The organism is Cupriavidus sp. 10L45, from assembly GCF_056395225.1.
The window spans coordinates 73,337-98,431 of the sequence record NZ_JBFTJC010000012.1 but is presented as its reverse complement, the minus strand read 5'-3'; the positions used below and the strand labels follow the sequence as shown (position 1 = coordinate 98,431).

Sequence of the window (25,095 nt, the reverse complement as noted above, 5' to 3'; positions counted from 1 at the left end):
CGCTCAGGCGATGGCCCGGGCGGCATCCTTGATGGCCGCGCGAATCCGTTGATAGGTGCCACAGCGGCAGATGTTGCCAGCCATGGCCTGGTCGATGTCGGCGTCGGTGGGGCGCGGCTTGCTGCGCAGCAGGCCCACGGCGCTCATCACCTGCCCGTTCTGGCAGTAGCCGCACTGGGCCACGTCGTGGCGCAGCCAGGCGTCGAGCACGGCGCGGCCGATCTTGTCGTCCGGCATCGATTCGATGGTGCCGACCTTGCTGCCGGCCACGGCCGAGATCGGCATCACGCAGCTACGCGTGGCCTGGCCGTTGATGTGGACCGTGCAGGCGCCGCAGGCGGCCATGCCGCAGCCGAACTTGGTGCCGGTCATGCCGAGGTTGTCGCGCAGGGCCCAGAGCAGTGGCGTGGACGGATCGGCGTCCACGTCCACGGTCTTGCCGTTGAGGGTGAGGGTAGTCATTGCGGGGAACTCCTTGGGTGCGTTGCCCTTAGTCTTCTTGCATCGCACCGCCGGGCTCGTTGGCAAGCAACGTGGCACGGGATCCCTGGCCACCCGGCGGCGCCCACGGAGGATAGAACAAATTCGAGAAACGTGCGCCGCCCTACGCACACGGGTGGGCGTGCACCGGGATGGGGCGAAACGAAAGTTTCTGGGCCCTGCTAATTACGTAGCGCCCCTTCTATTTAGTCGCGGACAAATAGAGATGCAGCGCGTTGAGGTCGGTGTCGTTCATCTTGGCGAACGAGGAGAACGGCATGACCCGGCTGACGTCGGTGCCGTCCGGCCGCTTGCCGGTGCGCATCATGGCGACGAACTGGTCCGGCTGGGGGTAGCGCTTCATCACGCCGTTCGGGCGCAGGTCGGCGGCCGGCGGCCAGTCGGGCGGCGCGCCGGGGATATGGCCGCCGCGCAGGTCGCCGCCATGGCAGCCCATGCAGGCATTGGCCATGTACTGGCCATAGGCCGGCGTCACCGCGGCGGCAATCGCCGGCGCGGGCGGCAGGTCATGGTTGATCTTCTCGGCGGCGTCCCGGATCACGCCCGCGCCGTACAGCCCCTGCGCGAACCACGGGAAGCGCACTTCGGCCGGCTGCCCGTTGGCCGGCGGCAGGCTGCGCACGTAGGCCACCAGCGCGCCGAAGTCCTCGTTTGAAAGCCGGTTGTAATCCTCGCTCGGCATGATCAGCAGCGGCCGGCCCGTTGGCGCCACGCCGTGGCGGATGGCGCGGTCCCAGTCCTCCGGGCGGTATTTGGCGACGTCGGGGTTGGCCTGGGTGATGTCCGGCGCCCGCACGCGCAGGCCGTTGGGCTCGTCGAAGACCTGCTTGCCGGCGCCCTTGGCGCCGTGGCAGTCCATGCAGCCGCGCGATTCGTAGAGATATTTGCCATCGGCGATGGCGGCGGTGTCGGTGGGAATCGTCACCGGGGTCACGTTGACCTTCACGGTCCGCGCGAGCTTGCGTCCGCCCCACCAATAGGTACTGCCCACGGCCACCACCACCACGACAACGAAGGTAATCGACGCCGAACTGGCGATGCGGAAGAATCGCGCAATATCCATGGGTTCCCCTCTCCGTGGCGGAGGCACGGCCGCCGCGCGGCCCGCCCCGGCCTGATTGCAGCCGGATCGGGGCGCGGATTCTGTGCGCGATGATACAGACGCCGACCGCCCGCGGCATCGGGTCTTCCCCACCCCCTACCAAAAAATGCGCCCGAGCGCCAGCCCCAACAACGCCCCGCCATGCCCCGTATCTCGGGGCTCGTCCGCCCCGCAGAACGACTACATTGCGCCATACGCTGGGCAGGGGTGCGACCGTTGCACCGGCACCCGCCGTACCCCGGACCGCCTCCTGATGCACAGGGGCAGCCATCGACAACACAAGACATGACGCCAGAGACGGCCGCGAACCCCCTCCAACCCCCGCCCCCGGCGGCTGCCCCCTGGCGGCGGCGGCTGCAGGGCGCGCTGCTGGCACTGTGCACGCTCGCCGGGGTGGCGGCCATCTGGGCCGGCCACGAACTGCTGGTCTCGGCCGCGCTGGTGGCGATCTTCCCGGCCTGCATCGCCTTCATGAGCGCGCAGAATCGCAAGAGCCGCGCCAACCTGCGCAGCAGCGAGCAGCGCTTCCGGCAGGCGCTGGAGCATTCGGCCATCGGCATGGCGCTGGTCGGGCTGGACGGGCGCTGGCAACTGGTGAACCGGGCCATGTGCGAGCTGCTCGGGTACACGCCCGAGGAGTTCCGGGAGATTCCGTTCCAGCGGATGACCCACCCGGACGACCTGGACGCCGACCTGCGCCAGCTGGAACGCCTGACCGCCGGCGAGATCGACGCCTATCGCATGGAAAAGCGCTACCGCCACAAGGACGGCCGCTACCGCTGGGCGCTGCTGGCCGTGTCGATGGTGCGCAACCAGCAGACCGGCCAGCCGGACCATTACATCGCCCAGATCGAGGATATCCACAGCCGCAAGCTGGACCACGAGCGCATGGAACAACTGGCACGCCGCATGGAACTGGCCGTGGAAGCCGGCGGCGTGGGCATCTGGGAGTGGGATTTCACCAACGCCACCATCACGTGGGACGCCCGCATGCACGCGCTGCACGGCACCTCGGTGGAGCTGGGCGCGCCCACGCTGGCGCAGTGGATCGCCATGCTGCACCCCGAGGACGTGAGCCGGGTCAGCACCGAGATGCGCCAGGCGATTCGCGGCGTGCATCGCTTCGATACCGAATACCGCGTGGTCTGCCCCACCGGCGAGGTGCGCCACGTGCGCGCCATGGCCATGGTCTCGCACCACGACGATGAGGACGACGACGATGGCGGCGGCGGCGCCAGCGCAGGCACCCCCACGCGCCGCGGCATGACGCGCGCCCTGGTCGGCACGAACTGGGACATCACCGAGCAGCGCCGTCTGAACCGCGCGCTGTTCGAGGAAAAGGAGCGGCTGCACATCACCCTGCGCTCGATCGGCGACGCGGTGATCTGCACGGACCGCGTGATGCGCGTGACCTTCATGAACCCGATCGCCGAGCAGCTCACCGGCTGGAGCATGGACGCCGCGATGGGCCAGCCGCTCGAGCAGGTCTTCCGCATCGTCGATGAAATCACCGGGGTGACCATCCCCAGCCCGGTGGAGCAGTGCCTGCAAACCCTGCGCCCGGCCTACCTCCAGGAAGGCGCGGTGCTGCAAAGCCTGACCGGCGAGCGCCACGACGTGCAGGACTCCGCCGCGCCGGTGCTGACCAATGACGGCGGCGTGCTCGGCGCCGTGCTGGTGTTCCAGGACATCACGACCTCCCGGGCGCTGCAGCGCGAACTGGCCCACTCGGCCACCCACGACGCCCTGACCGGCCTGCCCAACCGCGCCTGGTTCGAAAAGCGCCTGCGCGAGTCCTGCGAGGCCGCCCGGCTGCACGGCCACCGCGCCGCGCTGTGCTTTATCGATCTGGACCGCTTCAAGATCGTCAACGACACCGCCGGCCACGGCGCCGGCGACGTGCTGCTGCGCGAACTGGGCTACGTGATCCGCCACCACGTGCGCCCGGACGACCTGCTCGCCCGGCTGGGCGGCGACGAATTCGCGCTGCTGCTCAAGGACTGCTCGGTGGACCAAGCCGAGCACGTGTGCCAGAAGGTCATCGACGCCGTGCGCGAGCGCCGCTTCCCGTGGGAAGGCCGCGTCTACGACGTGGGCGCGAGCATCGGCATCGCCGCCATCGACGCGGACACCCCGCCGGTAGGCGAGCTGATGAGCCGCGCCGACGTGGCCTGCTACGCCGCCAAGGCTGCCGGCCGCAACCGGGTCTCGGTCTACCGGCGCGATGAAAGCGACGCGCGGCGCCATCACCGCGAGCTGGAAGTGGCCGCCGGCATCCATTCGGCCCTCGACGCCAACCGCTTCCGCCTCTACGCCCAGGAGATCCGCTCGCTGCGCGAGGGCGAGCAGGGCCGGCACGTCGAGATCCTGGTCCGCATGGTCGATGAGCAAGGCGCGCTGATCATGCCCGGCGCGTTCATCCCGGCCGCCGAACGCTACGACCTGATGGGTCACATCGACCGCTGGGTGATCCGCAACGTGCTGCACCAGTACGGGCGGCGGCTGGCGGCGGTGCCGGGGCTGTCGGTGTCGATCAACCTGTCGGCCAACTCGCTGGGCGAGCCCTTCCTGCTGCCCTTCCTGCACGACGCCCTGCGCGACTCCGTGCTCCCCGCCAACCGCATCCGGCTGGAGATCACCGAGACCGCGCTGATCAACAACATGACCGCCGCCAGCCGGCTGGTGGCCGAGATGCGCAGCACCGGCTGCACCGTGGCGCTGGACGACTTCGGCGCCGGCCTTTCGTCGTTTTCCTATCTGAAGCAGTTCCCGGTGGACTACCTCAAGATCGACGGCAGCTTTATCCGCAACCTCACCGGCAGCGTGGTGGACCGCGAGATCGTCAGTTCGATCAACGACATCGGCCACCGGCTGGGCGTGCAGACCGTGGCCGAGTCCGTGGAGGACGAGGAAACGCTGGGCACGCTGCGCGCGATCGGCGTGGACTACGCCCAGGGCTATGTGATCGGCCGGCCGGTGCCGGTGGAGCAGTTGCTCGAGGCGTGGGAGCACGAGGCGGACGCGGCCTGACCTGTTAACGGCGACACCGCAAACCACGCCCAGGCGCACATCGACACCACCGTTTCTCCCTCTCCCCTCAGCGGGAGAGGGCCGGGGAGAGGGGTGGTCTAGCAAGCGACCACACACAGCGGGGCCCTCGGTGTGCTCCAGCGCGCAGGCTTCGGCCAGCGCCGGCCCTCTCCCCCAACCCCTCTCCCGCAAGCGGGCGAGGGGAGCAAAACATCACATGGCCGTTCGGATTCCCGAACGGCCTTCCCACCCATCCGTCCGGATTCCCGAACGCCGCGCCGCCAGCGCGCGTAAATTCCCTTTCTATTCATCGACTTACCCCCTCCCCCAGGCGCCGCCGCGCTGGCACGCCTCGTGCACACCTAGGCGCCGCTGTCAGGGCGCGACGCCTACGTGCCCGACCCCAAGGAGGATGTACTGACGATGACAATGAAGCGACTGCCCACACTGATCTTCATCGCGATGCTGCTCGGCGTTCTGGCCGGCACCGCTGCCCACCACCTGGCGCCCGACGCCGCCACCGCGAAATCGATCGCGGACCACTTCGCCATCCTCACCGACATCTTCATGCGGATGATCAAGATGATCATCGGCCCGCTGGTGTTCGCCACGCTGGTCGCCGGCATCGCCGGCATGGGCGACGGCAAGGCCGTCGGCCGCATCGGCCTGAAGGCGATGGCCTGGTTCCTGGGCGCCTCGATCACCTCGCTGCTGCTGGGTCTGGTGATGGCCAACCTGCTGGCGCCGGGCCACGGCATGAACCTGCCGCTGCCAGCCGCGGACGCCGCCTCGAACCTGAAGACCGGGGCGCTGAACCTGCGCGAGTTCATCGCGCACATGTTCCCCAAGAGCTTCGTGGAGGCCATGGCCACCAACGAGATCCTGCAGATCGTGGTGTTCTCGCTGTTCTTCGGCTTCGCGCTCGGCACGCTCAAGGACGGCATCGGCAAGCCGGTGCTGCAGGGCGTGGACGGCCTCGGCCACGTCATGCTGAAGGTCACCAACTACGTGATGGCGTTCGCGCCGGCTGGCGTGTTCGGCGCCGTGGCCGCCGTGATCACGGCGCAGGGCCTGGGCGTGTTGACCGTCTACGCCAAGCTGCTGGGCAGCCTGTACCTGTCGCTGGCCCTGCTCTGGGTGGCGCTGATCGCCGGCGGCTACTACTTCCTGGGAAGTGACATCTTCCGCCTGATCCGCCAGCTCCGTGCGCCGCTGATGATCGGCTTCGCCACGGCCAGCAGCGAATCGGCCTACCCGAAGGTGATCGAGCAGCTCACGCGCTTCGGCGTGAAGCCGCGCATCACCGGCTTCGTACTGCCGCTCGGCTACTCGTTCAACCTGGACGGCTCCATCATGTACACCTCGTTCGCCGCGCTGTTCGTGGCGCAGGTGTACGGCATCCAGCTCTCGCTCACGCAGCAGATCACCATGCTGCTGGTGCTGCTGGTGACCAGCAAGGGCATCGCGGGCGTGCCGCGCGCCTCGCTGGTGGTGGTGGCCGCCGTGCTGCCGATGTTCGGCCTGCCTGAGGCCGGCATCCTGCTCGTGTTGGGGATCGATCACATCCTGGACATGGGCCGTACCGTCACCAATGTGCTGGGCAATGCCATTGCCACGACCGTCGTCGCCAAAAGCGAAGGCGCGATCGGCGCGCCGGATCTCTCCGACGAGGACGACACCTCGGCGGACAGCAACACCGGCCTGACACCCGCTCAGGCGCTGGCCAGCAAGTAAGCCGGCCAGGCGTGCCAGGGCCCGGTTGCCGATCAGGCGGCCGGGCCTTTTTGCGTTTACCGGGACGTCTGACCTGTCCGATTTGGCCGGCACTTGCATGGGGTGTGGTAAAACGTGGGCCTCGCCGCGGATCCGGCCCGCACCGCGCCAGCAGCATGCGGCGTCGGCGTCACCCGACGGCTGTGCATCCGCCTCACAGAATTCCTCATGACCGGCCCCCTGTCCTCCGCCGAAACCGGCCTCGCTCCTGGCGGGGGCGGCGGCACCTCGCCCTGGCGCCGCGCCGCGCCGATCGTCGCCCTGCTGGCCCTGGCCGCGCTGGTGACGGCCGCGGGCTGGCTCGGCTATCGCTTTACCTATGACACCGCGCTGAACCGCCAGGCCGAACGTGGCCAGGTGCAGATGCGCCTGTACGCCCAGGCGCTGGAGAGCGAACTGGCCCGTTTCGACTACGTGCCGAGCCTGCTCTCGCTCGATGCCCGCATCGAGGGGCTGCTGCGCCAGCCGGGCAACCCCGAGCGCGTGGCCGCCGCCAACGCCTACCTCGCCGCGCTGAACGGCCGGGCAGGCACCCGCGTGGTCTATATCCTCGACGCGCGCGGCAAAGTCCTCGCGACCAGCAATTTCCAGCGTCCCGACAGCTATCTCGGCGAAGACCTGAGCTTCCGCCCCTACTTCCGCAGCGCCATCGAAGGCCAGCTCGGCCGCTTCTACGGCGTGGGCACCACGCGCAGCGAGTCTGGCTACTACCTCTCCGCCCCGCTGGGCGACCGTGACAAGCCGGTGGGCGTGGCGGTGGTCAAGATCGGCCTGGAGCCGCTCGAGAACCGCTGGCAGGGCAACGACAGCCAGATGCTGCTGAGCGACGAGAACGGCGTGGTGATCCTCGCTTCGGACCCGTCCTGGAAGCTGGCCGCCACGCGGCCGCTGGCGCCGGCCCAGCGCGAGAAGCTGGACCGCTCGCTCCAGTACAACCGCGCCCCGCTGCCCCCGCTGGCGCTGACCACGGTGCGCGAACTCGGCCCCGGCCCCAGCGAGGGCGGCGACGCCCTGGTACGGCTGCGCCAGGGCCCGCCGATGCTGGCCCAGCACCTGGCCCTGCCCGGCACCGACTGGAACCTGACCCTGCTGACCAATACCTCGCAGGCCCGCGTGGCCGCGCTCAACAGCGCGGCGCTGGCCGGCGTGCTGGCGGCGTTCGTGCTGCTGCTCGGGGCGGCCTGGAACGTGCGGCGGCGCATCGTCAGCGAGCGGCTGGCGGCGCGCACGGCGCTGGAGGCGGCCAACAGCGAACTCGAACGCAAGGTGGCCGAACGCACCGCCGACCTCTTCGCCGCGAACCAGCAACTGCATGCCGAAGTGGCCGAACGCACCCGCACCGAGACCTTCCTGCGCCAGGCGCAGGACGGGTTGATGCAGGCCGGCAAGCTCGCGGCGGTGGGCCAGATGTCGGCCGGCATCGCCCATGAACTGAACCAGCCGCTCGCGGCGCTGCGCACGCTCTCGGGCAACACCGGCAAGTTCCTCGAACGCGGCGACCACGCCACGGCGCAGGAAAACCTCGGCAAGATCATCGGGCTGGTGGACCGCATGGGGCGCATCACGGGCGCGCTGAAGTCCTTCGCGCGCAACCCGTCGGTGGGCCAGCGCGGCACGGCCCGCCTGGCCGAGGCAGTGGACAACGCGCTGTTCCTGCTGGAGACGCGCATCGCGGCGGTGGCGCCGGTCATCGAGCGCGACATCGACCCCCATCTGATGGTGGCCTGCGACCCGAACCGGCTCGAGCAGGTGCTCGTCAACCTCGTCGGCAATGCACTCGATGCAATGACCGCGATGGGCGGCCGCGCCGCGCCCCGGCTCTCGCTGCACGCCTACCAGAGCGGCGGGCTGGTGCACCTGACCGTGCGCGACAGCGGCCCGGGGCTGTCCGAGGCGGCCTTCGCGCGGCTGTTCGAGCCATTCTTCACGACCAAGCCGGCTGGCGAAGGGCTGGGGCTCGGCCTGACGCTGTCCGCCGGCATCCTGAACGAGAACGGCGGCACGCTGACCGCGATCAACCATCCCGAAGGCGGCGCCTGCTTTACGCTCGCCCTGCCCGAGGCTGGGCCGGAGGCGCGGCATGTCGGCTGAGGTGCAGCAGCCGGACGCCATGACGGCTGGCATGACGACGATGACGGTGATGATCGTCGAGGACGACCCGGACGTGCGGCTCGGCTGCGAGCAGGCGCTGCGGCTCGAAGGCATGGCCACGCGCGGCGTGCCCAGCGCCGAGGCCGCGCTGCGCGAGGTGCAGGCCGGCTACGCCGGCATCGTCGTCAGCGACATCCACCTGCCCGGCGCCGACGGCATGGCGCTGCTGCGCGAGCTGATGACGCGCGACGCCGCGCTGCCGGTCATCATGATCACCGGTCACGGCGACGTGTCGCTGGCCGTGCAGGCGATGAAACAAGGCGCGTACGACTTCCTCGAGAAGCCGTTCTCGCCCGAGCGGCTGGTGGCCACGTGCCGCCGCGCGCTCGACAAGCGCCGGCTGGCGCTGGAAGTGGCCGAGCTGCGCGCGCGGCTGGCCGGGCGCGAGACGCTGTCCGCCCGGCTGATCGGCGACTCCCCGGCCATCGGCCGGCTGCGCCAGATGATTGCCGACCTGGCCGACACCGCCGCCAACGTGCTGATCCACGGCGAGACCGGCACCGGCAAGGAGCTGGTGGCGCGCTGCCTGCACGAAGCCAGCGGCCGGCGGGCGCGCCATTTCGTGCCGATCAACTGCGGCGGCCTGCCCGAACAGCTGTTCGAATCGGAGATCTTCGGCCACGAGGCCGGCTCGTTCACGGGCGCCGCGCGGCGCCGCATCGGCAAGATCGAGCATGCCGACGGCGGCACGCTATTCCTCGACGAGATCGAGAGCATGCCGATGCCGATGCAGATCAAGCTGCTGCGCGTGCTGCAGGAGCGCGTGGTGGAGCGGCTGGGCTCCAACCTGCCGGTGCCGGTGAACGCACGCGTGGTGGCGGCGACCAAGGCGGACCTGCGCGCGCTGGCGGATGCCGGCCAGTTCCGCGCCGACCTGTACTACCGGCTGAACGTGGTGACGCTGGCCCTGCCGCCGCTGCGCGAGCGGCGCGAGGACGTGCCGCAGCTATTCGAGCATTTCGTCGCCCAGGCCGCGCTGCGCTTCGAGCGCGAGGCCGTGCCGGCCACGGCGGCCGAGCTGGCCCGGCTGGTGGCCTACCCCTGGCCCGGCAATGTGCGCGAGCTGCGCAACCTGGCCGAACGCCACGTGCTCGGCCTGGGCTGCGACCCCGCCCAGGGTGGCGCCGCGCCGCACGCGCTGCCGCTCCCCCAGGCCGTGGAGCAGTTCGAGCGCGCGCTGATCGCCGATGCGCTGCGCCGCCACGATGGCAACCTGAGCCGCGCCGGCGAGGCGCTGGGCGTGGCCAAGACCACGCTGTTCGACAAGGTGAGGAAGTACGGGCTGAACTGACCGTCACGCCGTCGACGGCAATGTATCGAATGTACGAGCGGGGGAACTGCCGCGCCTGGCACCTGTCCCTTGAGAGGTGCGCTGGGACTGGCACGCGGGCAAAAATGCCGGCGAGAATGCGAACCGGCAGCGTTGGTGCCGTCCACCGAAGCTGCCCGATGTACGTTAAACAACAAAAGTGTGACGCCAACCACGGGTTTCCCTGTGGCGGCACAGCGCGATGAAGCCATACTATTGGCATGGCGGAACCCTACCGACAGGCGGCACAGACTGCCAGGTTCCAACCGCGCGCGCGGGCACCTGAGCCCACGCACGCGTAAAAGCAACAAAGACCGGCCGGGGAGCGGGTCGCAAATGTCAGGGTCAGTAAATCCGGCAGCCCGGATCAAAACGGCGTGGCGCGTCCGAGGGTGCCACGCGGCGAGCAACTGGCGCCGTGCTGCCGATCGACACTACGGGTGATTGGATGAAACTGGATCCGGAACTGGCTGAAAAGCCCTACTACAGCACGCGGACCGCGGCAAAACTTCTCAACGTCTCGTTGGGCACCGTCCAGAAAATGGTCGAACGCGGCGAATTGGGCGCGTGGAAGACCAACGGCGGCCATCGGCGCATTCACAAGGAAACCGTCCATCGCCTGCTGGCGAGCCGCGCCACGCCTGACATGGCCGCCGAGCACGACCTCGACCTTGTGGTGTTTCACCCGAACCACCAGGAAGCGCAGCGCATCAGCGCCCAGCTGGGCAAGTGGTCGCTGCCGCTCAAGAGCCAGGTGCTCGAGGACGTGGTCGACACGGTCATCACCTCGGTCGACGCCCGGCCGCGGGTGGTGCTCTACTACGTGGAGGAGCTGAACGACGCCGAGTCGGCGACCATCGAGAAGCTCCAGAATTTCTTCGCGCGGCAACGCGTGATCTTCGCCGTGATCACCAACCGCCAGGCCTATGACGGCGTGGCCGATGCACTCCAGCAATGGGGCATCATGGTGTTCCTGAAGACGCCGTCGCTGGAAGAGATCAAGGGCTTCCTGCGCGCGCAGCTGATGATGGGGCGCGTGGGCGCCTGAGCGCAGGCTGGCTCCCCTCCTCCTTCCGGGAGAGGGGAGCAAGACCACGCGTCCGGTATTAAGTAAGAGCCCCGTACACTCCCGCTCCCCTTCCCCTCAGGCCGCCACGGCTTCCTGGCAGGACGCCATCATCCAGCCGTACAGGTCGCGCGGGTCCGGCGGCAGCGCCACGAGCGCGATCGGCCGTCCCACCCCATGCGCGCGCGCCGCAGCCTGGAGCCAGCGCAGCACGGCGTAGTCCTCCAGCGCGAATCCCACCGAATCGAAGATCGTCACATCGTCCGCCGACACCCGGCCCGGCCCGGCGCCTGACAGCACTTCCCACAACTCATGCACCGGCGCCTCGGGCCATTGCTGGATCTCGCCCTCGATGCGCGACTGCGGGGCGTATTCCACCACGATGCGCGCGGCGTGCAGAATGTCCGCGTGCAGCTCGGTCTTGCCCGGGCAGTCGCCGCCCACGGCGTTCAGGTGCATGCCGGGGCGGATCATGTCCGGCGTGAGGATGGTGGCGTGGGTCTTGTCGGCCGTCACCGTGGTCACGATGTCGGCCCCCGCCAGCGCGGCCGAGATCGACCCCACCGGCACGATCGACAGGCCCGCCACGCCTGCAAGGTTGTGCACCAGCCGCGCAGTGGCCGCCGGGTCGATGTCGTAGGCGCGGATCTCGCGCACGCCGAGCATCGCGTGGAAGGCCAGCGACTGGAATTCGGCCTGCGCGCCGTTGCCGACCAGCGCCATCGTGCGGGCACCGGGCCGGGCCATGGCGCGCGCCGCCAGCGCCGAGGTGGCGGCCGTGCGCAGCGCCGTGGCCAGCGTCAGGTCGGCCAGCAGCAGCGGGAAGCCCGTGCGCACATCGGCCAGCATGCCGCAGGCCATCACCGTCGGCAGCGCCTGCTGCGCGTTGCCGGGATGCCCGTTGACATACTTGAAGGCGAACTGGGCGCCGTCGCTGACCGGCATCAGCTCGATCACGCCCACCGGCGAATGGCTGGCCAGCCGCGCCGATTTCTCGAAGGCCGGCCAGCGCAGAAAGTCTTGGCGGACGTGCTCGGCGACCTCGCCGATGGCCCGGGCGACGCCGATGCGGCGCACCAGCGTGGCGGCGTCGGCGGCATCCAGGAAGGTTGTCATTTTGGCCGTCATGGCGGTCTCCTGGTCATGCGGCCACGGCGCGGCGCGCGGGCGTGCTGGTGCGATCCAGGCGCAGCGTCATGCAGTAAGCCCCGCCGCCGGAGAGCATGTACGGCGACAGGTCTACCTCGTGCAGCCGGTAGCCGCGCCGGCCCAGTTCGCCGCGCAGATGCGGCGTGGTGCGGGTCATCACCACGTGGTCGTCCAGATTGACGGCGTTGACGCTGAAGTGGCGCAGATCGTCCTCGGTGGCCTCGATGCGCAGCGCCGCCGGCACGCGCGCGTGCAGGGTGCGCAGCGCCGCCGCCGAGAACGCCGGCGGGTAATAGAGCACCTCGCCGCCGGCCAGCGGACAGAAGCAGACGTCGAGGTGATAGCTCTGCTCGGTGGCCAGTTCCAGCGCCACCACCTCCTGTCCAAACTGCGCGCCGACGGCATCGGCGGCCTCGCGCGAGGAGCGCGGACCGAAGCCGGCCCAGAAATGGCCGCGCTGCGCGTCCCAGATGCAGTCGCCCGCCCCTTCCTGATAGCAGCCCTCGGGCAGCGTGATCACGCTGTCGAGCAGACCGCGCGCGCGCAGCGCGTCGAAGATTGCCGCGAACGGCGCTTCTTCGCCCCGGCGCTGCGGGTAGCGGAAGCGCGCCAGCACGGCCTTGCCGTCGAGCACGACCGCCGCGTTGGCCGGGAACACCATGTCGGGCTGGCCCGGCGCCCCTTCGGCCACCTCGACGGCAAACCCGGCGGCGGTCAGCGCGGCGTGGAGCGCGTCGAACGACGCCCGGGCCTGGCGATGCATGCCGCGCGGGTCGCGCGCCCAGGCCGCCGGGTCCATCCACGGGTTGATGCTGTAGGACACGTCATAGAACGTGGGGGCGATGAGGAGGATGGTCGGGCGGTCGGTCACGGGGGCTCCTTTGTCTGTTGTGGCTGCCGTGCGTGCATTGTGGTGCCCGCCCGCGCCAACAAATAGCCAGCAAGATGGACAAAATGCGCGCACGATTCGACAATTCGCCAGCATAAGGCGACAAATCGCCAGAGGAGCCCCCGATGGACGCCACTGACCGACAACTGTTGAGCCTGTTGCGCGACAACGCCCGCACGCCCGTGACGGCGCTGGCCAAGGCGCTGCGCGTCTCGCGCGCGACGGTGCAGAACCGGATCGACAAACTGGAGAAGGAAGGGCTGATCGTCGGCTACACGGTGCGACTCAAGGCCGAGGCCGAGCCACACCGCATCCGCGCCTGGATGACGGTGGCCGTCGAGGGCAATCGCGCCCGGCAGGTGCTGCAGGCCCTGCGCGGGGAGCCCAATGTGCAGACCCTGCATACGACCAACGGCCGCTGGGACATCATCGCCGAACTGCGCGCGGACACGCTGGAGCAGTTCGACCGCACGCTGGACCGGATCCGGCTGATCGAGGGGATCTCGGCCACCGAAACCAGCATCCTGCTGACCAGCTACAAGCTCTGACCGACCCCGCGCACCGCGCGCACTGCCCCGCGCAGCCGCTCGCGGCGGGTTTCCTCGTGCATCACATGGCCGCTCGGGGCCAGCAGGTCGCGTAGCGAGACGATGCCGACGATGCGCATCGTCGCCACGCTCTCCACCACCGGCAGGCGCGCCACGCTCAGTTCGGCCATGCGGCCGGCGGCGGCGCGGCCAGTCAGCGCGGGCAGCAGCGCGGCGGGCGCGGCATCGCCCTGCCCCGCCACCAGATCCCCGCAACGCAGCCCCGCATCGTCCCCGGCATGGGCCGCGACGATGGCCGTGCGATGGAGCATGCCGACCAGCCGGCCCGCGCGCACCACCGGGTAGGCGCGATGGGCGGCGTGGTCACCGAAGTAGCGCGGCAGGGCGTCGGCCACGGGTAGTTCGGCGTCGATGGTCACTACGTCGCGCGTCATCAGTTCGTCCACGTGGGCGCGTTCGAGCGGGTCCACGCCGTACTCCCGATAGATATGGAGCCCGCGCCGGGCGATCTTCTCGGTCATGATCGACCGCTTCATGGTCAGCACCGAGAAACCGTAGGCCACCGCCGTGGTCAGCAGCAGCGGCAGCAGCGCCTCGCTGTCGTGCGTGAGGCCGAAGGCGAAGACGATGGCGGTCAGCGGTGCGCCCAGCACGCTGCCGAGCACGCCGGCCATGCAGACCAGCGCCCAGAGCGCCGGGGAGCCGCCCGGCAACACCGGCGCCAGCACCACGCCCAGCCCGGCGCCGAGCATCAGCAGCGGCGCCAGCACGCCGCCCGAGGTACCCGAGCCCAGCGCGGCAATCCAGATCACGGCCTTGACGGCCAGCAGCGCCACGGCCACCTCCAGCGCGAGGCGGTTGTTGAGCAGGTCGCCGATCACGTCGTAGCCCACGCCCAGCGCGCGCGGCTCGAAATAGCCGCCAATGCCCACCACCAGCCCGCCGATGGCCGGCCACCACATCCAGTGCAGGCGCAGCTTGCCGAACGCGTCTTCGGTGCGATAGAGCGCCAGCGTCAGCCCCGCGCCGAGCACGCCACACAGCAGCCCGGCCAGCACGCACGAACCCAGCGCCAGTGTGCTGGCCGGCGCGGTCTGGAGCGGGAACAGCGGGCCGGCCTCGAACACGAACGGCCGCAGGAAGCCCGCCACGGCGCAGGCCAGCGCCACCGGCAGCAGGCTGCGCGGGCGCAGCTCGAACAGCAGCAGTTCGATGGCCAGCAGCACGGCGGCCACCGGCGTGCCGAAGATCGCCGTCATGCCGGCGCAGGCGCCCGCCACCAGCAGCGTCTTGCGCTCGGCGGCGGTCAGGTGCAGGTACTGGGCCAGCAGCGAGGCGATGGAGCCGCCGGTCATGATGATCGGCCCCTCGGCCCCGAACGGCCCGCCGCTGCCAATCACGATGCCGGACGACAGCGGCTTGAGCACGGCCACCTTCGGCGACATGCGGCTCTTGCCGAACAGCACCGCCTCGATGGCCTCGGGGATGCCGTGGCCGCGGATCTTGTCGCTGCCGTAGCGTGCCATCAGGCCGACGATCAGCCCGCCGATGGCCGGCACGACGATTACCCAGGGGCCCAGCGCGTGGCTGGCCGGCGAGCGCTCCGCGAAGGAGATCGTCTGGAAGAAGAACAGGTTGGTGAAGAAGCGGATCAGATTGACCAGCACGAAGGCGGCGCCGGTGCTGATCGCGCCGATGGCCAGCGCGATGCCGGCCAGCATGGGCAGGCGGCCGTTGGCGGCGTAGTCGCGTTTCTCGAACGGGACGGGGTCGGAATGTGATGAGGGAGGCATAAGGGGGGGGGGGGGGCGGGGGCAGGGGGGCGCAGTCCGGAGGCCGGCGCAATATATCATGCGATGATATATTTGCGGACCCCCGCATTCTGAGCGCCCCTGCTCCCCGATATCGATGCCCGCCGCATTCGACACTTCCCAACCCGTTGCCAAGGCACGTGCCTGGCTGCGCACTTTCGTGCCGATGCCGATCGCCGCGAGCCTTGGCGAGCGCCTGAAAAGCTGCCTTGGCGCGCTGATCGGCCTGTTCCTGACCGAGTGGATCTGCCGCCGCTTCCTGCAGGGCTTCAACCCGTGGTTCATCGCGCCGATGGGCGCGTCGGCCGTGCTGCTGTTCGCCGTGCCGTCCAGCCCGCTGGCCCAGCCGTGGTCGATCATCGGCGGCAATCTGGTCGCCGCCACCGTGGGCGTGGCCTGCGCGCGCTGGATTCCGGACCCTGGGCTGGCGGCCGGCGTGGCCGTGGCGGGCGCCATCGCCCTGATGTTCCAGCTCCGCTGCGTGCACCCGCCCAGCGGTGCCGTCGCCGTCACAGCGGTGCTGGGCGGCCCGGCTGTGCAGGCGCTGGGCTTCGGCTTCGTGGTGATGCCGGTGGCCATCAATTCGATGCTGCTGCTGCTGGCCGCCCTCGCCTTCAACAACTTCGCCCGGCGGCGCTATCCGCATCGGCCGCCCGAGGCCGCCACGCAGCATCACACCCGCGACGTGCCGCCAAGCCAGCGCGTGGGCGTGACGCGCGCCGACCTGGACGCCGTGCTGGCCGCGCGCGGCGAGTTCCTGGACATCGAGGAAGACGATCTCGAGGCCATCATCGTGGAGGCCGAGCTGCGCGCCTATCGGCGCCGCTTTGGCGATGTGGCGTGCGGGGACATCATGTCGCGGGACGTGGTGGCCGTGCGCCCCGGCCAGGCCGCCGCGGACGCCGCCGCGCTGCTGGCGCGCCATCACATCAAGGCGCTGCCCGTGGTGGACGGCCGGCGCCGCCTGCTCGGCATCCTCACCCAGACCGACTTTTTCCGCGCCCAGCGCATGCACTCGCGCCGCGTGAACGGCACCGTGCGCGACCTGATGACCCGCGCCGTGGTCACCGCGCGCCCCGACCAGCCCATCGTAGACCTGGGCCGCGCCTTCTCCGACGGCGGGCTGCACCATGTGCCGGTGATCGACGACAACCGCTGCGTGGTCGGCATGGTCACCCAGACGGACCTCGTGGCGGCCCTGCTGCGCCGGGGCGTGACGGAGCCGTGATGGCGGCTTGAGGCGCCGGCCCTCTCCCCCGGCCCCTCTCCCAAAGGGAGAGGGGAGCCAACCACCGGCATCTCAAGCGCTATCTGGGGTCTCCCCTCGCCCGCTTGCGGGAGAGGGGCCGGGGGAGAGGGCCAGCCTCTCCACGAAGTCTCCGCCCCACATCCCGCCTCCCATTACACTCATCCAGGCCAGCGCCCCCGGCGGCGCTGTCATCGATTTCCGCTATGCTTACGGCGTTTCCGTCACACGGCCGCCCCTGGAGATCTGCCCGATGAGTTCCGGACAATTGATTGAAAAGCTCGCCGCCGTCTTCGCGCTGCTCGTGTTGATCGGCGGTTCGCTGCTGGTACTCGCCCCGTTCGCCACCGCGCTGCTGTGGGGCGCGATCCTCGCGTACGCCTCCTGGTACCCCTATACCGTACTCACGCGCTGGCTCGGCAACCGCCGCGGCATCGCCGCCCTGATCTGCGTGCTGATTTCCACGGTCATCGTGCTCGGCCCGTTCGTCTATGCCGGCGCCAGCCTCTCCGGCCATCTGGACGATCTCCAGGCGCTGGTCGAACGCTATACCCAGCACGGCATTCCCCAACTGCCCGAATGGCTCAGCAGCCTGCCCTTCGTCGGCAACCAGCTCGCCAACGCGTGGCAGGAGGTCATCACCGCCGACTCCGAGATGGTGGCCAACCTGCGCAAGCTGATCGCGCCGGTCGGCCATGTGCTGCTGGGCGCGGGCCTGTCGATTGGCGCCGGGCTGGGCCAGCTGGCGCTCTCCATCGTCCTGGCGTTCTTCTTCTATACCGGCGGCGAACTGGCCGTGCAGTGGCTGCGCGGCGGCATGCGCCGCGTGGCGGGCGAGCGCGCCGACCACCTGCTGGCGCTGGCCGGCAGCACGGTCAAGGGCGTGGTCTACGGCGTCCTCGGCACCGCCTTCATCCAGGCCGTGCTGGCCGCCATCGGCTTCTGGATTGCCGGCGTGCCCGGCGCCGCCATCCTCGGCTTCATCACCTTCTTCCTCTCCGTGGTGCCGATGGGCCCGCCGCTGATCTGGATTCCGGCCGCGCTGTGGCTCTACCACTCGGGCCACACCGGCTGGGCGATCTTCATGGTGATCTGGGGCGGCGCCGTGGTCGGCATGGCGGACAACGTGGTCAAGCCGTTGCTGATCAGCAAGGGCACCGGCCTGCCGCTGATCTGGATCATGATGGGCGTGCTGGGCGGAGCGCTGGCCTTCGGCTTCCTCGGCGTGTTCATCGGCCCGACCGTGCTGGCCGTGGCCTACGCGCTGCTGCGCGACTGGACCATCGGCACGCAGGAACGGCCGCCGATGACCGCCGTCACGGCCACGCCGCCCAAGACCCTCACTCCGGACGCATGACGCCGGCGCCGCACGCTCCTCCCGACACCCCGCAGGACCTGCCCCCGGATCTGCACCGGCTGGTGGCCTGCGAATACTGCGACGCGCTCTACGAACGCACCGCGCTGGCCCCCGGCGAGCGCGCCGCCTGCCTGCGCTGCGGCGGCCCGCTCTACCGCGAAAGCTCGCGCGCCTACCGCCGCCTGCTGCCGCTGGTGGTGACGGCGCTGATCCTGTTCCTGATCTCCAACGCCTTCCCCATCGTCGAGATGGACCTCAAGGGCGTGCGCACCCAGACCACGCTGATCGGCGCCGTGCAGGCGCTGTTCGCGGACCAGATGGCGCCGGTGGCGCTGCTGGTCTTCGCCACTACCATCCTGTTCCCGCTCTCCGAGATGCTGATGATGGGCTACCTGCTGGTGCCGATGTCGCGCCGGCAGATGCCGCCCGGGTTCGACCGCATCGTGCGCGGCATCCGCCAGACCCGGCCCTGGGGCATGATCGAGGTGTTCATGATCGGCGTGCTGGTCACGCTGGTGAAGCTGTCCACCATGGCGCAGGTGCTGCCCGGCGTGGCGCTGTGGTCGTTCGGCGCGCTGGTGATCGTGCTGGCGGCGATGCTGTCGTTCGATCCGCGCGACCTGTGGCACTACCTCGAGCCGCCCGGCGCGGACGAGGTGCCGCCCCGTGACCGGAGCCCAGCGCCATGAAGACGTTCAGGCTACCCGACAACGACGACGACGCACCGCTGCCCCAGGTGCCCACGGCCACCTCGCGCGGGCTGGTGTCCTGCCACGCCTGCGACCTGGTCAGCCCGCGTACGCTGGAAGGCCAGCCCTGCCCACGCTGCGGCGCCACGCTGCACCATCGCAAGCCGGCCAGCCTGGCGCGCACCTGGGCGTTCTTGCTGGCCGCCTATATTCTCTATATTCCCGCCAACCTGCTGCCGGTGATGGTCACGCAGTCGATCCTCGGCACCCAGCGCGACACGATCCTCTCGGGCGTGATCTACCTCTGGGTGTCCGGCTCGCACCTGCTGGCCGGCGTGGTGCTGATCGCCAGCATCGTCGTGCCGCTGCTGAAGATGATGATCCTGACGCTGCTGCTGGTCTCGGTGCACCTGCGCACGTCGTGGCGCATCCGCCAGCAGACCAGGCTGTACTGGCTGGTGGAAATCATCGGCCGCTGGTCGATGCTCGATATCTTCGTGGTGGCGCTGCTCGCCTCGCTGGTGCGCGCCGGCGCGCTCGCCACGATCATCCCGGGCGGCGGCGCGATGGCCTTCGGCGCCGTGGTCGTCCTGACCATGATGGCGTCGCTGAGCTTCGATCCGCGCCTGCTGTGGGACTCACTCGAATTGCCGGAATCCACCAACGATGCCCGACACTGACAACGCCGCTCCACCCCTTCCGCCCCCGCCGCCCCCCGGCGGCCTGCCCCAGCCCGCGCGGCGCAAGCCGGCGCGCTGGCTGCCCTCGCTGGTCTGGCTGATCCCGATCGTCGCCGCCGTGGTGGGCATCTCGCTGCTGATCAACACGCTGGCCTCGCGCGGGCCCGACATCACGGTGACCTTCCGCACCGCCGAGGGCCTGACGCCGGGCAAGACCGCCGTGCGCTACAAGGATGTCGATATCGGGCTGGTGAAGTCCGTGCGGCTGGCGCCGGACCGCTCGCACGTGGTGGCCATCATCGAGCTGACCAAGGATGCCGAGAACTTCGCCGTCAGCGACACGCGCTTCTGGGTGGTGCGACCGCGCTTCGCGGTCAGCGGGGTGTCCGGGCTGGAGACGCTGCTGTCCGGCGCCTATATCGGCGTGGATGCCGGCAAGTCGCAGTCCAGCACGCGCAGCTTCACCGGGCTGGAGGTGCCGCCGGTGGTCACCACCGATGCCTCGGGCCGGCAGTTCGTGCTGCGCGCGCAGGACCTGGGCTCGCTCGATATCGGCTCGCCGGTCTACTACCGCCGCGTGCAGGTGGGCCAGGTGGTGGCCTACCAGCTCGAGCCGAACGGGCGCGACATCACGCTGCGGGTGTTCGTGAACAAGCCGTACGACACGCTCGTCACCGCCGATACCCGCTTCTGGCACGCCAGCGGGGTGGACCTGAAGCTCGATGCGGGCGGGCTCAAGCTCTCCACGCAGTCGCTGGTGACGGTCCTGCTGGGCGGCGTGGCGTTCCAGTCGCCCGACAACTCCTCGGCCCGCACTGCCGCCGCCGAGAACACGCAATACCTGCTCGCCGGCGATCAGTCGGAGGCCATGAAGGAGCCTGATGAACTGGCGCCCGCGCTGGCCGTGCTCAACTTCGACCAGTCCGTGCGCGGGCTGACGCCGGGCGCGCCGGTGGACTTCCGTGGCGTGGTGGTGGGCACGGTGCGCTCCATCGGCATCGAGTACGTGCGCGACAAGAAGGCGTTCCGCATGCCGGTGGTGGTGGAGTTTTATCCGTCGCGCATGGGCTTCCGTGAACGCGACGTGGCCGACGAGGAGCGCAAGCGCGCCATCGTGCAGGGGCTGGTCAAGCGGGGCATGCGCGCGCAGCTACGTACCGGCAACCTGCTGACCGGCCAGCTCTACGTGGCGCTCGACTTCTTCCCGAAGGCGCCGCCGCCGACCGACATCGACCTCAATGCGGCGATGCCGGAACTGCCGACCACGCCGGGCACGTTCGACGCCCTGCAGGCCAAGCTGGGCGATATCGTCAACCGCATCGACAAGGTGCCGTTCGACCAGATCGGGCAGGACCTGCGCACGGCCATGGCCTCGATGAACGCGATGATGGCCTCCGCCGACAAGCTCGTGGCCCAGCTCAACGGCGACGTGGCCCCGCAGGTGCTGGCCGCGCTGCAGGACGCGCGCCGCACGCTGACGGCGGCCAACGGCACGCTGGCCTCTGACGCGCCGTTGCAGCAGGACACGCGCCGAATGCTGCAGGAACTGACGCGCACGGCTGTGTCCCTGCGCGCGCTGACCGACTACCTGGAACGCCACCCCGAGGCGCTGCTGCGCGGCAAGGCGGAGAAACCATGATGAAGCGATCTGCTGACAAGATGAGGATGGCGCCGGCCGTGCTGGCGGCGCTCGCCGCGCTGGCGGTGCTGGCAGGCTGCGCCTCGCCCGAGCCGCGCTACTACACGCTGGCGAACGGCGAAGCCACGGCGCCTGCGGCGGCCACGACTCCGATCTGGATCGAGGTGGCCCCGGTACGGGTGCCCGAGCGGCTGAACCGACCCCAACTGGTGGTGGCGGACGGCAGCGAAGGCGGGCTGAAGCTGCTCGACCTGTCGCGCTGGTCGTCGCCGCTGCCGGACGAACTGCGCGACGCGCTGTCCCAGCAGTTGCAGGCGCGGCTCGGCGCGGTGGATACCTACCAGCAGGGCTTGTCGGAAGTGACGCCGGTGTACCGCGTGACCACGGAAGTGGTGCGGCTCGATGGCGATCTGGGCCAGCGCGCTGCCGCCACCATCGCCTGGACCGTGCGCAAGCTGCCCGACGGCAAGGTGCTGAGCGGCCGCACGCAGACCGAGCTGCCCGCGCCGGGCCAGGTGGACGGCATGGTCACCGCCTACCGCCAGATCGTGGCGACCACCGCCGCCGACATCGCCGCCGGCGTGCAATCGCTGCGGCCCTGATCCTTATCTATTAGTCAGTCTTCCGGGCCGCCGGCTTCCAGCGCCTGCGCCCGGCGTGCGGCGCGGCGCCGGTCCGCCTCGCCCATCGCAGCCAGGCAGGCCTCGGCGTCGCCAGCCACCAGCCGCACGCTGCAGGCCAGCATCAGGTTCTTGGACAGGCCGAAGTCCTCCACCACGTAGCCGCGCGCATCGAGCGCCTCGCCATCGGCATCGGTGCCCACGCGCACGCGGTCCAGCAGCGTGCCGGCATCGGCCGAATAGGCCCACACCGGCTTCTGGAGCGCCACCGCGAAACCCACTTCGAACGCCGTGCCGCTGTCCGGCTCGCCCGGGCCGCGAAAGTCATCGAGATTGGCCATGACGAGGTCCGCGCGGCGGATCAGCGCGAGATTGGCCTCATAGATCCACTGCGCGGTGTCGGGGCCGGAGAGGCCGGCCGGCGCAGCCTTGTCGAGCGGATACAACCCTTCGTAGCCGTGCTGGGCGCACAGCGCCTTGAGGTGCGCGCCGTGGGCGAGCGCGTCCTTGCGGAAAACGTCGAATCCGGCGAGATAGATCGATTTCATGGGCGTGAGGTGTGGGCATCCGTCGTGGGATGCCAGCTTACCGGATGCCAGCCACCTCAGGGGGTCAGCGCCGGGTGCCGCAGTGCGTGCGCCGCCTCGGCCATGTGCTGCCGGTACGCCTTGTCGTCGCGCGCGAGGCCGAGTTCGCCGTTGAGGTAGGCCATGGCCAGCGCCTGGAGCGCCGCCGGATGCTCGCGCTCGGCGGCGGCTTCGTACCAGTCCACGGCGCGGGCGTCGTCGCGCGGCACGCCCTCCCCGTCGCGGTAGGCGTTGGCCAGCAGGAACATGGCCTGCGCCACGCCGCCCTCGGCTGCCACGGTGAGCCAGCGCACGGCTGCCGGGGCGTCCGGCGCGCGGCCATAACCGCCCCGGCACAGCAGGCCCAGGTAGTACGCGGCGCCTGCATCGCCGGCGCGGGCGGCGGCTTCGAGGTGGGTCCAGGCGCGCGGGAGGTCCGGCTGGCGCACCGACAGTTGCCCCAGCATCGACGCCTTGCCGAGCACGAAGTGGGCGCGCACGCTGCCGCTGTCGGCGGCCAGGCGCAGCCAGCGCTCGCCATCGGCGCGCGAGAGCGCATCGGGGCGGGCCAGCAGCGTCTCGCCCAGCGCGGCGCGGGCGGCGGTCTCGCCCGCATCTGCCGCCCGAGCCAGCCGCGACAGCGCGTCGGCATCGGCGGCCATGCTGGCCATGCGCTGCCACTGCGCCAGTTCGGCCTGGCGCGCCTCGGCATGGTGGCGCCACGCGGCGGCACCGGCCACGCCGGCTGCGGCCACCGTCACCGCCACCAGCGCGGCGGCGAACAGCGGATGGGCCCGGCGGCGCCGGAAGGCGGGCGGGAAGGTGGCGGTAGCGGTGGCGGTGGCAGTGGCGGCAGCGGCGGTCATCACAGGCTCAGGTCGATCTTGTACTGCGACAGGTTCTTGTTCGCGCCATCGTCGGCCTTGTCGAGCGTGATGTTGGTCAGGCCCGCATCGACCGCCTGCTGGAGCATGCCCACGCCCGAGCTGAACACGACCTTGCCAGCCGTCGTCACTGGCGTGAAGCGCCAGCTACGCGCGCTGCCGTGCGCTGCACGCGTCACATTCGCCGCGTTCTTGATATAGGCGATCAGCACGTCGCGGTTGGCGTCCGGCGAGGCGTACACGGTCTTCGTGCCATCCAGCCCCGGGAAGTTGCCGCCACCGCTGGCGCGGTAGTTATTGGTGGCGACGATGAACGACATCGCTGCCGTGACCGGCGCGCCCTGGTAGGTCAGGTTCTTGATGCGGCTGCCCACCGGCTGGGTGACGTCGATCTCGTACTGCATGTCCGCCGAAGTGAACATGTCGAAGTTGTAGCCCGGGAAGCTGCTGATCAACTGCTGGTCCGTGGCCAGCACCGGGTTGATCTGGTTGAAGCGCTTGGCGGCCGTCTCCAGCCACGCCTTGACCTCGTCGCCATTCACCTTCACCGCGTAGACCGTGTTCGGATACAGGTACAGGTCGGCCGCGTTGTTGATCGCCAGATTGCCGGCGGAGACGTCGGTGTAGTCGCTGCCGCCGCCGAAGCCGCTCTTGAACGGCGCGGAGACCGACAGCACCGGCAGGCTGGCCAGCGCGGGCTGGTTGGCGGTGAGGTAGTCCTTCACGTACTGGGCCTGGGCCATGTTGACGATCTGGATCGCGCCGGGGTCGCCCACATCGGCGAAATAGCTCGACATGCGGTAGTTCGTGGCGCCGATCGGCGTCTTCACGTACTGGATGGTGGCCTGGTGCTCGGTGTCGATGGCGGCTGCCACGGAGGCGTCTGCCGCCACATAGGTCTTGTCGGCGTTCTGGATCGAGCGCGCCTGGACCGTGGTGCCGGTGCGGTCCACCGACCACTTGCTGCCGTCATAGGCCAGCGCGAGGTTGATCACGCCCAGGTGCTTGCCCCAGTAGTTGGCCATCACGGTCGGCACGCCGTTGACCGTCCCCTTGACCTTGTCCACGCCGGGCAGGTTGAACTGCGGCACGGTGCTGGTGGCGTCCGGGAAGATCTGGTGCGAGTGGCCGATCAGCATGGCGTCCACGCCCGCCACCTTCGACAGGTGGTAGCTGCCGTTTTCCATATCCGGCGAGTAGGTCGAGTTGTCCAGCCCGCCGTGGGAGATCACCACGATCAGGTCGGCGCCCCTGGCGCGCATCTCGGGGATGTACTTCTGGGCGGTTTCCACCGCGCCTTCCGTATAGACCTTGCCGTCGAGCCAGCGCTTGTCCCAGCTCAGGATGGCCGGCGGCGCGAAGGCGATGATGCCGACCTTGAGCGGCGCGGTGACCGGCTTGCCGTCCGGGCCCGTGGCGGTGACCGTCTTGGTCAGGATCGCGTAGGGCTGGAACAGCGGCGCGCGGGTCTTCACGCTGTAGACGTTCGCCAGCACCTGCGGGAACTTCGGCCCGGCGCAGACCGTCTGCGTGCCCGGCTCGGGCAGGCCATCGACATTGAAACGGCTGCCCGTGACCTGGCTCAGGTACGGCAGGCCGTAGTTGAACTCATGGTTGCCGATGCCGCCGCCGTCGTAGCCGGCGGCGTTCATCACCTTGTACATCGCCAGCGTCTCGCTGCAGGCCACCGGCTTCACCAGCGCCTGGTAGTCGGACAGCGCGGTGCCCTGGATGGTGTCGCCGTTGTCCAGCAACAGGCTGTTCGGGAATTCCTGGCGGGCGGCCTTGATCAGCGTGGCCACGCGCTCGAAGCCGAGCGACGGGTCATCGGCCAGCTTGAAGTAGTCGTAGCTACGGACGTTGGTGTGCAGGTCGGTGGTTTCCAGCAGCGCCAGTGTGGCCTTGGTGCCGGCCGGCACCGTGGCCGCCGGCGTCCCGCCATTGCCGCCATTGTTGTTGGTGGGGCTGTCGTCGGAGCCGCATGCGGCCACGATGGCCACCGTGCCGGCCAGGAGCGCCGCGAGGGTGGCGGACTGCAGACGGGAGATGCGGTGTGACATGGTCTCGGATTCCCTTTTTGCGTGT

At 69.8% G+C, this 25,095-nt stretch carries 20 protein-coding genes; 12 read left to right on the top strand and 8 right to left on the bottom strand.

The annotated features are described in order from the left end of the window. Nucleotides 1-3 precede the first annotated feature (3 nt). Together AC1DFU_RS21235 and AC1DFU_RS21230 are read right to left on the bottom strand one after the other, a co-directional pair. The gene (locus AC1DFU_RS21235) at nucleotides 4-462 is read right to left on the bottom strand and encodes a (2Fe-2S)-binding protein (RefSeq protein WP_092298240.1); all 459 of its coding nucleotides are present in this window, start codon (nucleotides 460-462) and stop codon (nucleotides 4-6) included. Between the two features lie 220 nt (nucleotides 463-682). Continuing rightward, the gene (locus AC1DFU_RS21230) at nucleotides 683-1,564 is read right to left on the bottom strand and encodes a c-type cytochrome (RefSeq protein WP_441591844.1); all 882 of its coding nucleotides are present in this window, start codon (nucleotides 1,562-1,564) and stop codon (nucleotides 683-685) included. A 324-nt stretch (nucleotides 1,565-1,888) separates the two neighbouring features. Here AC1DFU_RS21230 and AC1DFU_RS21225 point away from each other — a divergent pair, with 324 nt between their 5' ends. The 5 genes from AC1DFU_RS21225 to AC1DFU_RS21205 all read left to right on the top strand — a co-directional run bounded on the left by AC1DFU_RS21225 (nucleotide 1,889) and on the right by AC1DFU_RS21205 (nucleotide 10,914). After that, nucleotides 1,889-4,633, top strand: coding sequence for a diguanylate cyclase (locus tag AC1DFU_RS21225; protein WP_255370923.1), 2,745 nt, complete (start codon nucleotides 1,889-1,891; stop codon nucleotides 4,631-4,633). Between the two features lie 423 nt (nucleotides 4,634-5,056). Further along, complete coding sequence (locus tag AC1DFU_RS21220; protein ID WP_441591841.1) at nucleotides 5,057-6,367, top strand: dicarboxylate/amino acid:cation symporter; 1,311 nt, start codon at nucleotides 5,057-5,059, stop codon at nucleotides 6,365-6,367. A 207-nt stretch (nucleotides 6,368-6,574) separates the two neighbouring features. Then, the gene (locus AC1DFU_RS21215) at nucleotides 6,575-8,497 is read left to right on the top strand and encodes a sensor histidine kinase (RefSeq protein WP_441591839.1); all 1,923 of its coding nucleotides are present in this window, start codon (nucleotides 6,575-6,577) and stop codon (nucleotides 8,495-8,497) included. Between the two features lie 31 nt (nucleotides 8,498-8,528). Further along, entirely contained in the window at nucleotides 8,529-9,848 is a 1,320-nt protein-coding gene (locus AC1DFU_RS21210) for a sigma-54-dependent transcriptional regulator (RefSeq protein ID WP_092298445.1), read from the top strand. Between the two features lie 466 nt (nucleotides 9,849-10,314). Next, on the top strand, nucleotides 10,315-10,914 hold the full coding sequence (locus AC1DFU_RS21205) for a helix-turn-helix domain-containing protein (protein ID WP_092298228.1): 600 nt from the start codon (nucleotides 10,315-10,317) through the stop codon (nucleotides 10,912-10,914). A gap of 96 nt (nucleotides 10,915-11,010) precedes the next feature. On the opposite strand, the gene AC1DFU_RS21200 is transcribed toward AC1DFU_RS21205, so the two are convergent. Continuing rightward, entirely contained in the window at nucleotides 11,011-12,060 is a 1,050-nt protein-coding gene (locus AC1DFU_RS21200; RefSeq protein WP_441591837.1) for an ornithine cyclodeaminase, read from the bottom strand. Between the two features lie 13 nt (nucleotides 12,061-12,073). Next, on the bottom strand, nucleotides 12,074-12,952 hold the full coding sequence (locus tag AC1DFU_RS21195; protein WP_092298225.1) for a dimethylarginine dimethylaminohydrolase family protein: 879 nt from the start codon (nucleotides 12,950-12,952) through the stop codon (nucleotides 12,074-12,076). A gap of 143 nt (nucleotides 12,953-13,095) precedes the next feature. Here AC1DFU_RS21195 and AC1DFU_RS21190 point away from each other — a divergent pair, with 143 nt between their 5' ends. Next, nucleotides 13,096-13,518: an Lrp/AsnC family transcriptional regulator gene (locus tag AC1DFU_RS21190; RefSeq protein ID WP_092298223.1), complete on the top strand. Its 423-nt coding sequence runs from the start codon at nucleotides 13,096-13,098 to the stop codon at nucleotides 13,516-13,518. Here AC1DFU_RS21190 and AC1DFU_RS21185 read toward each other — a convergent pair. Beyond that, a complete protein-coding gene (locus AC1DFU_RS21185) occupies nucleotides 13,506-15,311 on the bottom strand; it encodes a chloride channel protein (protein WP_092298220.1) in 1,806 nt (601 codons plus the stop codon). The two genes, AC1DFU_RS21190 and AC1DFU_RS21185, sit on opposite strands and share 13 nt — an antisense overlap. A gap of 115 nt (nucleotides 15,312-15,426) precedes the next feature. Here AC1DFU_RS21185 and AC1DFU_RS21180 point away from each other — a divergent pair, with 115 nt between their 5' ends. The 6 genes from AC1DFU_RS21180 (at nucleotide 15,427) to AC1DFU_RS21155 (ending at nucleotide 21,542) form a co-directional block, all read left to right on the top strand. Beyond that, complete coding sequence (locus AC1DFU_RS21180) at nucleotides 15,427-16,557, top strand: HPP family protein (RefSeq protein ID WP_092298217.1); 1,131 nt, start codon at nucleotides 15,427-15,429, stop codon at nucleotides 16,555-16,557. A gap of 271 nt (nucleotides 16,558-16,828) precedes the next feature. Then, entirely contained in the window at nucleotides 16,829-17,932 is a 1,104-nt protein-coding gene (locus AC1DFU_RS21175) for an AI-2E family transporter (protein WP_441591833.1), read from the top strand. After that, nucleotides 17,929-18,621, top strand: coding sequence for a paraquat-inducible protein A (locus AC1DFU_RS21170; RefSeq protein ID WP_092298211.1), 693 nt, complete (start codon nucleotides 17,929-17,931; stop codon nucleotides 18,619-18,621). The genes AC1DFU_RS21175 and AC1DFU_RS21170 overlap by 4 nt, the downstream gene beginning before the upstream one ends. Beyond that, nucleotides 18,618-19,301 (top strand): paraquat-inducible protein A, encoded by a 684-nt coding sequence (locus tag AC1DFU_RS21165; protein ID WP_092298208.1) that lies wholly within the window; start codon nucleotides 18,618-18,620, stop codon nucleotides 19,299-19,301. Before AC1DFU_RS21170 ends, AC1DFU_RS21165 begins: the two co-directional genes overlap by 4 nt. After that, nucleotides 19,288-20,940 carry a PqiB family protein gene (locus AC1DFU_RS21160; protein WP_092298205.1) on the top strand — a complete coding sequence of 551 codons (1,653 nt, stop codon included), beginning with the start codon at nucleotides 19,288-19,290 and terminating at the stop codon, nucleotides 20,938-20,940. The genes AC1DFU_RS21165 and AC1DFU_RS21160 overlap by 14 nt, the downstream gene beginning before the upstream one ends. Continuing rightward, complete coding sequence (locus tag AC1DFU_RS21155; protein WP_092298202.1) at nucleotides 20,937-21,542, top strand: PqiC family protein; 606 nt, start codon at nucleotides 20,937-20,939, stop codon at nucleotides 21,540-21,542. The genes AC1DFU_RS21160 and AC1DFU_RS21155 overlap by 4 nt, the downstream gene beginning before the upstream one ends. Nucleotides 21,543-21,556: 14 nt before the next feature. On the opposite strand, the gene AC1DFU_RS21150 is transcribed toward AC1DFU_RS21155, so the two are convergent. The 3 genes from AC1DFU_RS21150 to AC1DFU_RS21140 are packed head-to-tail and all read right to left on the bottom strand — an operon-like array spanning nucleotide 21,557 to nucleotide 25,070. Then, nucleotides 21,557-22,108 (bottom strand): nucleoside 2-deoxyribosyltransferase, encoded by a 552-nt coding sequence (locus AC1DFU_RS21150; RefSeq protein WP_092298200.1) that lies wholly within the window; start codon nucleotides 22,106-22,108, stop codon nucleotides 21,557-21,559. 56 nt (nucleotides 22,109-22,164) lie between these two features. Further along, entirely contained in the window at nucleotides 22,165-22,992 is an 828-nt protein-coding gene (locus AC1DFU_RS21145) for a tetratricopeptide repeat protein (RefSeq protein WP_441591830.1), read from the bottom strand. Further along, on the bottom strand, nucleotides 22,992-25,070 hold the full coding sequence (locus tag AC1DFU_RS21140; RefSeq protein WP_441591829.1) for a bifunctional 2',3'-cyclic-nucleotide 2'-phosphodiesterase/3'-nucleotidase: 2,079 nt from the start codon (nucleotides 25,068-25,070) through the stop codon (nucleotides 22,992-22,994). Before AC1DFU_RS21140 ends, AC1DFU_RS21145 begins: the two co-directional genes overlap by 1 nt. Nucleotides 25,071-25,095: the final 25 nt, after the last annotated feature.